Source organism: Haemophilus parainfluenzae, assembly GCF_036288925.1.
GTDB lineage: Bacteria > Pseudomonadota > Gammaproteobacteria > Enterobacterales > Pasteurellaceae > Haemophilus_D.
This window is the reverse complement of record NZ_CP127167.1, coordinates 1,252,495-1,265,537: the sequence shown is the minus strand read 5'-3', so window position 1 is coordinate 1,265,537 and position 13,043 is coordinate 1,252,495. Positions and strand designations below refer to the sequence as shown.

The following is a 13,043-nucleotide window of genomic DNA, read 5'->3' as shown; positions in this document are numbered from 1 at the left end:
GATTAGCCCTAAATACCACTCCATTTTCGCAATGTTTTAAGTTGTTCTTTTGGTGATCCAAAGTTAAACCGAAATTCACATTCCTTCAAGAGTAAAGGAAAGTTTTTTCGGTCGATGCCATTATATTTTCGGAGTATTGCCTGACTCCAGAAATTTTCTATTCCATTTATGTGGTTTTGTTTCACCGCAAATAGTTCGGAATGATTGATTGTTAGTGGTGAAATTTGCTCACATCAAGAGCATCATAGCTTCGATAAGTATCGGTATGAACCCAGCTGTTAGTCTTGATTTTCCTCGCAATAACAGGCATTAATGTCTCTGTTCTGGTATTTTCTACCACTACCGTAAATACTTTTCCTTGTTGCTTTAACAAACCGAATACAGCAACTTTTCCTGCTGCACCTCGACCTCGTTTTCCTTTACGAGGACCGCCAAAATAGCTTTCATCAAGCTCAATTTGACCATCAAAAACCTCATCGGCTTCAAAGGCTAAATGATAGCTAATGACTTCACGAATTTTTCTGTAAAACAAAATCCCTGAATTGGCTTGGATACCGAGTAAATCAGCCGTTGCTCGGGCTGTAACTTCTAATACAAGAAATTCAAGGAGCTTATTTTGTATAGATTTATTTAATTTACAATGAGTTATCTTCATTCTTATAGACTAGCACACTTGCTAATCTACGTCAGCCCCATTTTTTGTGTTATGCCTAATCCGTATTGGCATTTTTCTTCCGTGACACGAATTTAGACTTTTTCCGTTGGCAACGCATTTTCCACAAACCACGTTTTTCCTTGGATTTTTGCTACGCCTAAACCTTGATAATCAAGATCCACAATTTCCGCGATTAAGTGCGGTGATTTTTTTGTGGTTTTTGGGGGAGTGTAGAATAATGCCATTATTTCAAATGTAATATGTTTTGTGTGAATAATTCTCGACTTTTCAAGGGCGCATTCCCCAAGTAAGGTTTTAGCGCGATACGTGTAAAACGTTTTGCTGCCTGCAATACTGACGGATCTTGAAAATTTTTCGTCTCAAAAGCGAGTAACTCTTTGCCATAAAAGGTTAAATTATCTTTAATTAAAGACGCGATAAATCCTTTTTCTTCTCGGTAACGATAAGTCATTTCACTCTCCACAGGAAGACCTGAACCCGCGCAATGCGTGAAACTCACAGCATATCCCAATGTTTGCAACAATTGAAACTCAAAGGTGCGTAGTGCCGGTTCAACCGAAGTGTCCGTTGCTAGACGAGTTAAGCATTGCAAATAACATTGAAATAAGAGCGAATGAGAGGTTTCTGGTTCAATGACGCGTGAAATCAATTCATTGACATAAAACCCACTAAATAATGCCGTCTGTTGTAAAGGTAAGGTAATCGCTGCGGGTTCTGCTTTAGTCAATTTTAGTCAATGTTTTTAAACTGCCTTTTCCTGTCCACCGTAACAGCAATGGTGTAAAAGGCTGCAATATGCTTTTCCACGCAGAACGTTTGGCTCGCGCGCCTTTTGCAAGCACGGTTAAACGCCCTGTTTCTTCCGTAAACAGATCGACTAACAAACTCGTTTCCTATATGCTTTACGATGCAAAACAAATCCGCGTTGGAAATTTTCAATCGTTACGTAGGTTGTCAATTATCCTATTAAAAAGTCGCGCTATTCTAGCAGAAATTTGACCGCACTTTTAGCATTATCTCTAATAAGTTATAACTAAAAATTTGTGATCTATTTCACAAAATTAAACAAAAGTATTTCTCTTTTTATTTTTTTCTCGTTATCTTTTGCATACAAATTTCATCGAAACGTTTCGATGAATGAAAGATAAACATGATGGAGCGCAAAAATGAAAAAAACAACAATTTTAAATGCTCAACTTTCTCATGCTATTGCGACCCTTGGGCATACAGATATGGTCACAATTTGTGATGCGGGATTACCTATTCCTGAATTTGTGGGGCGCATTGATTTAGCGTTAACCCAAGGCATTCCTCGTTTTCTTGATACGCTTTATGCCACCACAAGTGAAATGTTTGTGGAACGTGCCATTTTGGCGGAAGAAATTAAACAAAAAAATCCACAAATTTTGACCGCACTTTTGGAGCATTTAGCTGAACTGGAAAACATTCAAGGCAATAACATTCCTGTGGAATATATTTCCCACGACGATTTCAAAAAAATGAGCCACGAATCCAAAGCGATTGTGCGTTCAGGGGAATGTTCACCTTATGCGAACGTTATTTTAGTGTCTGGTGTGCCATTTTAGGACGATGTTATGGAACGAGAAACACTCTTAAAAATTAGTGGTATCGATAAATCTTTCCCTGGTGTGAAGGCATTAAGTAATGCTTGTTTATCTGTTTATGCTGGGCGTGCTATGGCATTAATGGGTGAAAATGGCGCGGGTAAGTCAACATTAATGAAAGTGCTGACAGGGATTTATAGTAAAGATGCAGGAACAATTGAATATCTTGGTCAACAAGTCATGTTCAAAGGTCCTAAAAACTCGCAAGAAGCGGGCATCAGCATTATTCACCAAGAATTAAATTTGGTGGGTAATTTAACCATTGCTGAAAATATCTTCTTAGGTCGTGAATTTACTACGCCTTTTGGATCTATCGATTGGAAAAAAATGCACGCAGAAGCGGATAAGCTATTAGCACGTCTAAATGTCCCCCATAGTAGCCATCAACTTTGTTCAGAATTGTCCATTGGTGAGCAACAAATGGTGGAAATTGCGAAAGCCTTAAGTTTTGAAAGCAAAGTCATCATTATGGATGAACCAACGGATGCCTTAACAGATACGGAAACAGAAGCACTATTTAATGTTATTCGTGAGTTAAAAGCGGAAAAACGAGGCATTGTTTATATTTCGCATCGTATTAAAGAGATTTTTGAAATCTGTGATGATGTGACGGTTTTACGTGATGGTCAATTTATCGGTGAAGTGGCTGTTGCGGAGTTAACTGAAGACCGTTTGATTGAAATGATGGTTGGGCGTCGTCTTGATGAGCAATATCCCCATGTTGATGTTCCTGAAGGCGAAGTCCGTTTAGAAGTTAACCAACTCTCTGGTAGTGGTGTGCACAACGTGAGCTTTACATTGCGTGCGGGTGAAATTCTAGGGATTTCAGGCTTAATGGGCGCAGGGCGCACAGAATTAATGAAAGTGCTTTATGGTGCCTTACCTAAAGAAAACGGTGAAGTGCGGTTAAATGGGAAAACGATTTCAAATGATTGTCCGCAAGACGGCTTGAATAATGGCATTGTTTATATTTCAGAAGATCGTAAAGGTGATGGTTTAATTTTAGGGATGTCGGTAAAAGAAAATATGTCACTGACTGCCTTAGATCATTTTTCAAAAGTTGGTCGTATCCGCCACGATTCGGAGCAACTTGCGGTAGATGATTTTATCTTAATGTTTAATATCAAAACCCCAAGTCGTGATCAGCAAATTGGTTTACTTTCAGGGGGAAACCAACAGAAAGTGGCGATTGCAAAAGGGTTGATGACCCGTCCTAATGTTTTAATTTTAGATGAACCAACACGTGGTGTTGATGTTGGGGCGAAAAAAGAAATTTACCAACTCATTAATAAATTTAAACAAGATGGCTTGAGTATCATCATTGTGTCATCAGAAATGCCTGAAGTGTTGGGAATGTCAGATCGCATATTAGTGATGCGAGAAGGACGAATTAGTGGTGAATTTTCTCGCGAAGACGCGACACAAGAAAAATTACTTGCCGCTGCAATTGGTAAAAGTGCGGTTTAAACTGACGGAGTTTTTATGAGTACGCAAAATACGTTCAAATTAGGCAAATTCTTACTCGAACAACGTTCTATTGTGGCGTTATTAGTTCTGATTGCCATTGTTTCATTTATCAACCCTGATTTTTTCTCGATTGATAATATTCTCAATATTCTTCGTCAAACGTCGGTGAACGCAATTATTGCGGTGGGAATGACATTCGTGATTTTAATTGCAGGGATCGATTTATCTGTCGGCTCTGTATTGGCATTAACCGGCGCGATTGCCGCATCACTGGTGGGCAGTGAATATCCGATTTTATTGGTGATTCCCGCTGTTTTAGTATTAGGTACATTGCTTGGTGGTATTAGTGGTGCCATTGTGGCAAAAGGGAAAGTTCAAGCTTTTATCGCAACCTTAGTGACGATGACATTATTACGTGGTGTGACCATGGTTTATACCGATGGTCGTCCAATTAGTACGGGCTTTTCTGATGCCGCCGATCAGTTTGCATTCTTAGGAACAGGCTATTTGTTGGGGATTCCTGTGCCAATTTGGTTAATGGCAATTGTTTTTGCGGTGGCGTGGTACATTTTAAAACACACTCGAATTGGACGTTATATTTACGCCTTAGGGGGCAATGAAGCCGCCACTCAACTTTCAGGGATTAATGTCAATAAAATCAAAATTTTTGTCTTTGCTGTCAGTGGTTTCTTGTCTGCATTAGCGGGTTTGATCGTGACTTCACGTTTATCATCAGCCCAACCCACGGCTGGCGTTTCTTATGAATTAGATGCCATTGCAGCAGTCGTTGTCGGCGGGACAAGTTTAATGGGCGGTAAAGGGCGCGTTATGGGAACACTTATCGGTGCTTTAATTATTGGTTTCCTAAATAACGCATTAAATTTATTAGATATTTCATCTTATTACCAAATGATTGCCAAAGCGTTAGTGATTTTAGTGGCAGTACTCGCAGACAATTACCTTGGTAGTAAAAAAGCATAACAATCACAGGAGATTCCTATGAAAAAATTAACAACAATCGCATCAGCGTTAGCATTATCTTTCACCTTAAGCAGTACTGCTCTCGCACAAGATACCATTGCATTAACGGTATCTACCCTTGATAATCCGTTCTTTGTTTCGTTAAAAGATGGCGCACAGAAAAAAGCGGATGAATTAGGCTATAAATTAGTGGTATTAGATAGCCAAAACGACCCTGCGAAAGAACTTTCAAATGTGGAAGATTTAACGGTTCGTGGTGCAAAAGTATTATTAATCAATCCGACAGATAGCGCAGCGGTAGGCAATGCGGTGGCGATTGCTAATCGAAACAAAATCCCTGTTATTACCTTAGACCGTGGTGCGGCAAAAGGCGATGTAGTCAGCCATATTGCGTCAGATAACGTGGCTGGCGGTAAAATGGCTGGTGATTTTATTGCGCAAAAATTAGGAAATGGCGCGAAAGTTATCCAACTAGAAGGTTTAGCCGGTACATCAGCTGCACGTGAACGTGGTGAAGGTTTTAAACAAGCGGTTGATGAACATAAATTTGCTGTACTTGCCAGCCAACCTGCAGATTTTGACCGAACTAAAGGTTTGAATGTGACAGAAAATCTGTTGGCAAGCAAAGGCGATGTTCAAGCTATCTTTGCACAAAATGATGAAATGGCGTTAGGGGCATTACGTGCGATTGGAGCAGCAAATAAAAAAGTCCTTGTCGTCGGTTTTGATGGTACCGATGATGGCGTAAAAGCGGTGAAAAGTGGCAAACTTGCAGCAACTGTGGCACAACAACCTGAATTAATCGGTAGCCTTGGGGTAGAAACTGCGGATAAAATCCTAAAAGGCGAAAAAGTTGAAGCGAAAATTCCAGTGGCATTAAAAGTCGTAACGGAATAATGATTTAACTCAAAGGGCGTATATTTACGCCCTATTTTACCAAGGCTATATTATGAAAAAACTCACAATTCTAGGCAGTATTAATGCAGATCATGTGATTTCTGTCCCGCACTTTGCTAAACCGGGGGAGACCCTAACTGGCTCTGATTATCATATTGCTTATGGTGGTAAGGGGGCAAATCAAGCGGTAGCGGCAGCGCGGTTGTGTGATAAATCGACAACATCCATTAGCTTTATTGGATGCATTGGGGAAGACGGTATTGGTCGCACAATGAAACAAGCCTTTGCGGATGATGGCATTAATGTTGCGCCTATTTTGGAAAAACAAGGGCAAACCACAGGGATTGCGATGATCCAAGTGGCAGCCAGTGGTGAAAATAGCATTGTGATTTCAGCGGGTGCCAATGCGTGTTTGGATGAAGCGCAAGTGGCGCAGTTTGCTGATGAAATCACTCAAGCGGATGCCTTGTTAATGCAACTTGAAACGCCGTCGCCAGCCATTCTTAAGGCGGCACAATTAGCAAAAGCCCATGGTACAAAAGTCGTGTTAAATCCTGCACCAGCGCGTAGCTTACCGGATGAATTATTAAGCCAAATTGATATTATTACCCCGAATGAAACAGAAACGGAAATTTTAACGGGTATTACCGTAACTGATGAGCAAAGTGCGGTCAACGCGGCACAGATTTTTCACCAAAAAGGCATTGCGATGGTGCTGATTACCTTAGGCTCAAAAGGCGTGTATGTGAGCGAAAACGGAAAAGGCGAAATAGTGTCAGGTTTTCGTGTTAATGCAGAGGACACCACGGCGGCAGGGGATACTTTTAACGGCGCATTTTTAACCGCACTTTTAGACGGAAAAAACACGTTCGATGCCATTAAATTTGCCCATGCTGCTGCTGCAATTAGCGTGACGCGCAAAGGGGCGCAACCGTCCATCCCGTCAAGACAGGAAACCTTAGATTTTTTATTCACTCAGCAAAATTAGATTTTTCAAGCCATGGCGACAATGAAAGACATCGCGCGTATCACGCAAGTTTCCACATCAACCGTATCCCACGTGATTAATGGGACACGCTTTGTGAGTGATGAAATGCGTGAAAAAATTATGGCAGTCGTGCGTGAATTGAATTACCAACCTTCTGCTTTAGCGCGTAGTTTTAAGCTTAAAAAAACACAAACTATCGGTATGTTAGTCACTGCCAGCAATAACCCATTTTTTGCTGAAGTGGTGGCGGCGGTGGAAGGCTATTGTGCCAAAAATGATTACAATCTCATTTTGACGAATACCAATGGCGACAGTCAACGTTTGCAAAGCAGTTTGCAGATGTTAATCCAAAAACAGGTGGACGGTTTGTTGCTGATGAGTACAGAAACTCATTTGGCGGAACAGCTTTCTCTTGAGCTCAGTATTCCTGCGGTGGTAATGGATTGGTGGCCAACGGCATTAAGTGCGGACAAAATCTTAGAAGATTCTGAGCTGGGCGGTTATCTTGCCACCCAATATTTGCTTGAACAGGGACACCGAAAAATCGGTATTATCACAGGGAACTTACAGAAACCGCTCGCTTTAAATCGTCTAAATGGTTACAAAAAAGCCTTATCTGAAGCGCAAGTTCCCTTAAATCACAATTGGATTGTGGAAAGCCATTTTGATTTTGAGGGCGGTATCGTAGGTATGGAGAAACTGTTGCAACAAAAAGAACGCCCGACCGCTGTATTTGCTTGTAGTGATACTATTGCCGTGGGGGCATATCAAACTCTTTGGAAACATCAATTAAGTGTTCCAAAAGATATGTCCATTATTGGCTATGATAATATCGATCTTGCTCAATACCTTGCCCCGCCGTTAACTACCGTACACCAGCCTAAAATAGAATTGGGCAAATTAGCAGTGGAAACCTTATTGGAACGTATCAAAAACCCTGAAAAAACGAACCGCACTTTAATTCTTAAACCCCAAGTTATCTCGCGCAGTTCAGTTGCCAGACTCAGCGAATAATTGCTATATTGGCGTTTAAATTTCTTATTCAGCTTATTATGAAAACGCCAACATTTTATCGCCAACATAAAAAAACACTGACAAAAGCTCGTTCTATGCCCCTTTCTTTAGCGGAAACCAAAATTATTTTGTTCAACAAACCCTTTGATGTGTTAACTCAATTCACCGATGAAAATGGACGTGCCACTCTCAAAGATTTTATTCCTAATATCTATGCATCCGGTCGTCTTGATCGCGACAGCGAAGGATTATTGATTTTAACCAACAACGGTACATTACAACACCGTTTAGCGGATCCCAAATTTAAAACCTAGAAAACCTATTGGGTACAAGTAGAAGGCGTTCCCACCGAGCGAGACTTAGATTTTTTACGTCACGGCGTAGAACTGAAAGATGGCTTAACGCAACCTACTAAAGTGCGGTTAATTTCCGAACCAACTTTATGGGAACGAAATCCCCCTATTCGCGAACGTAAGCAAATCCCAACAAGTTGATTAGAAATCAAAATCAGTGAAGGCAAAAATCGCCAAGTGCGCCGGATGACCGCACATATTGGTTTTCCGACTTTACGTTTAGTTTAGTGCGTTATGCCACAGCAGGTTTAACCATAGATGACATTGAAAACGGCAAATACCGCGAATTAAGTGCGGTGAAAATTGAACGTGTTTTTAAATTGATGAAGATGTAATAATCAAATTAACCGCACTTTTCTTTTAACCCTAAGTAAAATCAAGTACAATATAACTCGTTTAGTTTATGTTTGGGGCCGACGTAGATTAGCCCTAAATACCACACTATTTTCGCAATGTTTTAAGTTGTTCTTTGGGTGCTCCAAAGTTAAACCAAAATTCACATTCCTTCAAGAATAAAGGAAAGTTTTTTCGGTCGATGCCATTATATTTTCGGAGTATTCTCTTCGCCTGACTCCAGAAATTTTCTATTCCATTTATGTGGTTTTGTTTCACCGCAAATAGTTCGGAATGATTGACTGTTAGTGGTAAAATTTGCTCACATCAAGAGCATCATAGCTTCGATAAGTATCGGTATGAACCCAGCTGTTAGTCTTGATTTTCCTCGCAATAACAGGCATTAATGTCTCTGTTCTGGTATTTTCTACCACTACCGTAAATACTTTTCCTTGTTGCTTTAACAAACCGAATACAGCAACTTTTCCTGCTGCGCCTCGACCTCGTTTTCCTTTACGAGGACCGCCAAAATAGCTTTCATCAAGCTCAATTTGACCATCAAAAACCTCATCGGCTTCAAAGGCTAAATGATAGCTAATGACTTCACGAATTTTTCTGTAAAAAAATCGCTGAATTGGCTTGGATACGGAGTAAATCAGTCCTGCTCGGGCTGTAACTTCTAATACAAAAAATTCAAGGAGCTTATTTCATATAGACTTCTTTAATTTACAATGAGTTATCTTCATTTTTATAGACTAGCACACTTGCTAATCTACGTCAGCCCAAAAATAAATTATTCGTCTATAACCACTTTGCCAATATAGCCTAGATTACGATAACGTTGAGCGTAATCAATACCATAGCCGACAACAAATTCATCCGGAATAGAAAAACCAACCCATTCAACCGGTACTTCTACTTCTCGGCGAGAAGGTTTATCTAATAAGGTACAAATCGCCAAGCTTGCAGGATCGCGTAAATTTAAAATGCCACGTACTTTTTCGAGGGTATAACCTGTATCAATAATGTCCTCAACAATTAGCACGTGTTCATTACGAATATCCCCTTCAAGATCTTTCGTAATTTTCACATCGTGATTACTCGTCATCCCGCTACCATAACTTGAAGTCGTCATAAACTCTACTTCTACCGGTAATTTTAATTCACGCACCAGATCGGCCATAAACATAAATGAACCACGTAAAAGCCCAACAACAATCAGTTTATCAATGGCTTTTTGTTGATAAAAATGCGTAATTTCCTCGCCAAGTTCAGCTATGCGACTACGGACATCCGCTTCTGAAATCATAATATCAACGTGGTGTTTTTTCATGGTCTTTCCTTTTTAATCTAATCGTTTGCGTATTCTACAATAAAAAAGGCTGAAGTTTAAACCTTCAGCCTTTTTAACCCTAACGAATTTAATTTCTACTCTACCTGTTGGAGCAATCTGCAATCGCTGCTAAACAGATGTGCGTATAATAGCAGAAAGAAATTACATGTCAATAAGAATTATTATCATTTTTAAGGAGTTCATTAATTTCCTGAAATTTTCATCTTATCTAACAAGATTGAACCTGTTTGGATATTAGATCGATGTTCAATATCATCTGCTACTGCCACAATATTTTTTAACATATCCTGCAATTGGCCCGCAATCGTAATTTCAGCAACTGGATATTGAATCTCGCCATTCTCCACCCAAAAGCCTGCTGCGCCACGGGAATAATCCCCCGTCACAATATTTACGCCTTGCCCCATGACATCTGTCACCAATAAACCGGTGCCCATTTGACGTAAAAGTGCGGTCAATCCGCCCGTTAAATTTGGTTTCACGAGCCAGTTATGGATACCGCCAGCATGACCGGTACTTTTCATACCCATTTTTCTACCGCTGTAACTGGTGAGTAAATAGGTTTGCAATACGCCATCTTGAATAATTTCAAGATCCTGTGTACGAACTCCTTCGCTGTCAAAAGGTGTGGAGGCTAAACGTTTTAACAAATGCGGACGCTCACTAATCTGGAACCAATCTGGCAATACTTGTTTTCCAAGATGATCGAGCAAGAAACTGGATTGACGATATAAGCTGCCGCCACTAATCGCCCCCGTTAAATGAGAGATTAATCCTGTTGCCACATCATTTAAGAAAATCACCGGTACTTCACGTGTCGTTAATTTTTGTGGATTTAAACGCGCAATCACTTTTTTTGCACAATTCTGTCCTACCCAATCCGCTGAAGAAAGGGCATCAAACTCACGTGAAACCGTGTATTCGTAGTCATTTTCAAGTTGATCTAGCTCGCCACCAATCACCGAACAAGATAAAGAATAACGACTAGATAAGTAACTTTGTAGCATGCCATGTGTATTACCATAAACACGAACACCGGTATGCGAATTAAAGCTTGCGCCGTTACTATTCACAATTTTATCATCGTATTCCAACGCTGATTTTTCAGCTTCTAAAGCTAATTTTGTAGCCTGTTCGACATCGATACTTGCCCCATGATAAAGCGCTAAATCAGGCGCTTCAAAAGCCATTAGTTCTTTATCCGCTAGCCCTGTGCAATCATCTGGCGAGGTATATTTTGCAATAGCAAGCGCTGCTTCAACAGTATTTTTAATGGCTTCTTCGCCTAAATCTGAGGTGGATGCATTGCCTTTTTGTTGGCCTAAATAAACAGAAATGCCTAATGCCCCATCATTAGTAAATTCAACATTTTCAATCTCTTGCAGACGAGTTGAAACTGATAAACCACTCACTTTTGTCACACCAACTTCAGCGGTGGCTCCTGCTTTCTGTGCAGTTTCAATCGCAAAACTAACTGCATCACGCAATGTTTGCTCTTGAGATTTTAAAAGTGCGGTTAAATTTTCTGCTGTTTTCATGATGATAATCCTATTAAAAATTTGCGCCATTTTATCTTATTTTGAAAGTTTATGCTAAAATGCACCAAATTTTTCATAAGGTAATAGAATGGCAAAACGTAAGAAAAAAGAAGCCTTTGATTGGGAAGATGAAGACCAAGAAGAGATTATTTGGGTAAGTAAAAGTGAAATCAAACGCGACGCTGAGGATTTAAAACAACTCGGCGAGAAATTGGTGAACTTAACCAAAGCAAATCTGACTAAGGTTCCACTAGACGATAGCTTGAAAGATGCTATTGAATTAGCGCAACGCCTGCAAAAAGAGGCGCGTCGTCGCCAATTACAATATATCGGTAAGCTCTTACGCTCAATTGATGCAGAGCCTATTCGTGAAGCGTTAGAAAAAATTGAAAACAAACATAATCAACAGCAAGCCATGTTGCATAAGTTGGAAATCTTACGTGATGAGTTGGTTGCGAAAGGTGATGCAGCACTGACTGATTTGTTAAATGAGCATCCTTCTGCAGATCGCCAACAATTACGTAATTTGATTCGTGCAGCACAGAAAGAGAAGGAACAAAATAAGCCATCAAAAGCTTATCGCGAGATTTATCAGATCTTAAAAACACTCATTTTAGAAGACTAAAATACGGCTATTTTTGACCGCACTTTGTGTCAAAAAAGTGCTATGATTAGCTGCCCTTTTAAGAAGGAAAAAACGTTATTTATGAATATTCGTTGGAATATTATTTTAGGTGTCATCGCCCTGGCTTTATTAGGCTGGTATTATTCGCTTAATCAAGATCATAGCGATTTACAAAGCCTCATTAAAAAGCCTGATAGCCCAGAATACGTTGGTAATAAAATGGAAACGACTGTATTCTCGCCAGAAGGCAAAAAGCAATATCTTGCGATTTCCGACAAAGTGGAATATTACACACAAGACGGTCATACGGATTTTATTTCACCGTTAGTCTATCTTTTTGATGTTTCTTTGGACAATAAAGACAAAGAAGATAAAACCGATAAAATTCAATTAGAAAAACAAAATTGGAAGCTCAGTGCCAAAAAGGCAAAATTAACAAAAGATCAAATGCTCTATCTTGAAGGTGGTGTAGTTGCTGAGAGCCTTAACCCTTTATCTCGCCTACAACGTGTTGAAACAGAAGCAGCAGTGATTAATTTAAAAACACAAGACATTACTTCTGATAAGCGAGTAAAAATTAATGGATTAAACTTTAACTCAAGTGGTTTAAAGCTCGTCGGAAATTTACGTCAGCAAGTAGCAACTCTAAAGGAACAGGTAAAAACATATTATGAAATCAACAAACAATAAAATTCTGCTTTTAACCGCATTAATGATGACGTCTTTATCTGCTTTTGCATTAAAAGACGATACCAATAAACCAATTAATATTGTCTCAGATAATCAATCTTTAGATATGGAAAACAGCGTGGTAACCTTTACCGATAACGTTGTGATTACACAAGGTTCCATTTTGATTAAAGCCAATAAAGTGGTCATTACTCGTCCACCAGAAAATTCAGGTAAAAAAGAAACTGTTGAAGCATTTGGCACCCCAGTTAGCTTCCATCAACAACTTGATGACGGTAAACCCGTTGATGGTAAAGCAAATAAAGTTCACTATGATTTAGGTACTGAATTCTTAACATTAACCGGTAAGGCCGAATTAAAACAATTAGATAGTAAAATCAATGGTGAACGTATCACCTATGATGTAAAAAAACAACAATTAAAAGCCAATGGTAATGGAAAATCGCGAGTACAAACCATCTTAATTCCAACTCAATTACAACAAAAAGGTAAAAAATAACCG

At 39.6% G+C, this 13,043-nt stretch carries 11 protein-coding genes and 5 pseudogenes; 10 read left to right on the top strand and 6 right to left on the bottom strand.

The window, feature by feature from the left end:
• Positions 1-8: 8 nt before the first annotated feature.
• The 3 pseudogenes from QQS40_RS06510 to recO all read right to left on the bottom strand — a co-directional run bounded on the left by QQS40_RS06510 (position 9) and on the right by recO (position 1,616).
• Positions 9-655 (bottom strand): annotated as a pseudogene (locus QQS40_RS06510) (IS1595 family transposase).
• Positions 656-750: 95 nt separating this feature from the next.
• Positions 751-900 (bottom strand): annotated as a pseudogene (locus QQS40_RS06505) (TRAM domain-containing protein); the annotation flags it as partial.
• Positions 900-1,616 (bottom strand): annotated as a pseudogene (gene recO, locus QQS40_RS06500) (DNA repair protein RecO). The pseudogenes QQS40_RS06505 and recO, both read right to left, overlap by 1 nt.
• Positions 1,617-1,842: 226 nt before the next feature.
• On the opposite strand from recO, the gene rbsD reads away from it, so the two are divergent.
• The 7 genes and pseudogenes from rbsD (at position 1,843) to QQS40_RS06465 (ending at position 8,336) form a co-directional block, all read left to right on the top strand.
• On the top strand, positions 1,843-2,262 hold the full coding sequence (gene rbsD, locus QQS40_RS06495) for a D-ribose pyranase (RefSeq protein ID WP_285266986.1): 420 nt from the start codon (positions 1,843-1,845) through the stop codon (positions 2,260-2,262).
• 9 nt (positions 2,263-2,271) lie between these two features.
• Positions 2,272-3,768 carry a ribose ABC transporter ATP-binding protein RbsA gene (gene rbsA / locus QQS40_RS06490; protein WP_289901267.1) on the top strand — a complete coding sequence of 499 codons (1,497 nt, stop codon included), beginning with the start codon at positions 2,272-2,274 and terminating at the stop codon, positions 3,766-3,768.
• A 15-nt stretch (positions 3,769-3,783) separates the two neighbouring features.
• Positions 3,784-4,749, top strand: coding sequence for a ribose ABC transporter permease (rbsC, locus tag QQS40_RS06485; protein WP_273403741.1), 966 nt, complete (start codon positions 3,784-3,786; stop codon positions 4,747-4,749).
• Positions 4,750-4,767: 18 nt separating this feature from the next.
• Entirely contained in the window at positions 4,768-5,646 is an 879-nt protein-coding gene (gene rbsB / locus QQS40_RS06480; RefSeq protein WP_285266988.1) for a ribose ABC transporter substrate-binding protein RbsB, read from the top strand.
• A 52-nt stretch (positions 5,647-5,698) separates the two neighbouring features.
• Positions 5,699-6,634, top strand: coding sequence for a ribokinase (rbsK, locus tag QQS40_RS06475; protein WP_285266989.1), 936 nt, complete (start codon positions 5,699-5,701; stop codon positions 6,632-6,634).
• Between the two features lie 12 nt (positions 6,635-6,646).
• Positions 6,647-7,648 (top strand): substrate-binding domain-containing protein, encoded by a 1,002-nt coding sequence (locus tag QQS40_RS06470; RefSeq protein WP_289901269.1) that lies wholly within the window; start codon positions 6,647-6,649, stop codon positions 7,646-7,648.
• A 38-nt stretch (positions 7,649-7,686) separates the two neighbouring features.
• A pseudogene (locus tag QQS40_RS06465) lies at positions 7,687-8,336 on the top strand (pseudouridine synthase).
• Positions 8,337-8,442: 106 nt separating this feature from the next.
• Here the strand turns inward: QQS40_RS06465 and QQS40_RS06460 are convergent.
• The 3 genes and pseudogenes from QQS40_RS06460 to pmbA all read right to left on the bottom strand — a co-directional run bounded on the left by QQS40_RS06460 (position 8,443) and on the right by pmbA (position 11,226).
• A pseudogene (locus QQS40_RS06460) lies at positions 8,443-9,080 on the bottom strand (IS1595 family transposase).
• Positions 9,081-9,127: 47 nt separating this feature from the next.
• Entirely contained in the window at positions 9,128-9,667 is a 540-nt protein-coding gene (hpt, locus tag QQS40_RS06455) for a hypoxanthine phosphoribosyltransferase (protein ID WP_329504401.1), read from the bottom strand.
• A 203-nt stretch (positions 9,668-9,870) separates the two neighbouring features.
• Positions 9,871-11,226: a metalloprotease PmbA gene (gene pmbA / locus QQS40_RS06450; RefSeq protein WP_329504399.1), complete on the bottom strand. Its 1,356-nt coding sequence runs from the start codon at positions 11,224-11,226 to the stop codon at positions 9,871-9,873.
• Positions 11,227-11,314: 88 nt separating this feature from the next.
• On the opposite strand from pmbA, the gene yjgA reads away from it, so the two are divergent.
• The 3 genes from yjgA to lptA all read left to right on the top strand — a co-directional run bounded on the left by yjgA (position 11,315) and on the right by lptA (position 13,040).
• Complete coding sequence (gene yjgA, locus QQS40_RS06445) at positions 11,315-11,851, top strand: ribosome biogenesis factor YjgA (protein ID WP_014065072.1); 537 nt, start codon at positions 11,315-11,317, stop codon at positions 11,849-11,851.
• An 81-nt stretch (positions 11,852-11,932) separates the two neighbouring features.
• Positions 11,933-12,541: an LPS export ABC transporter periplasmic protein LptC gene (lptC, locus tag QQS40_RS06440; protein ID WP_126470920.1), complete on the top strand. Its 609-nt coding sequence runs from the start codon at positions 11,933-11,935 to the stop codon at positions 12,539-12,541.
• A complete protein-coding gene (lptA, locus tag QQS40_RS06435; protein WP_049356699.1) occupies positions 12,522-13,040 on the top strand; it encodes a lipopolysaccharide transport periplasmic protein LptA in 519 nt (172 codons plus the stop codon). Before lptC ends, lptA begins: the two co-directional genes overlap by 20 nt.
• Positions 13,041-13,043: the final 3 nt, after the last annotated feature.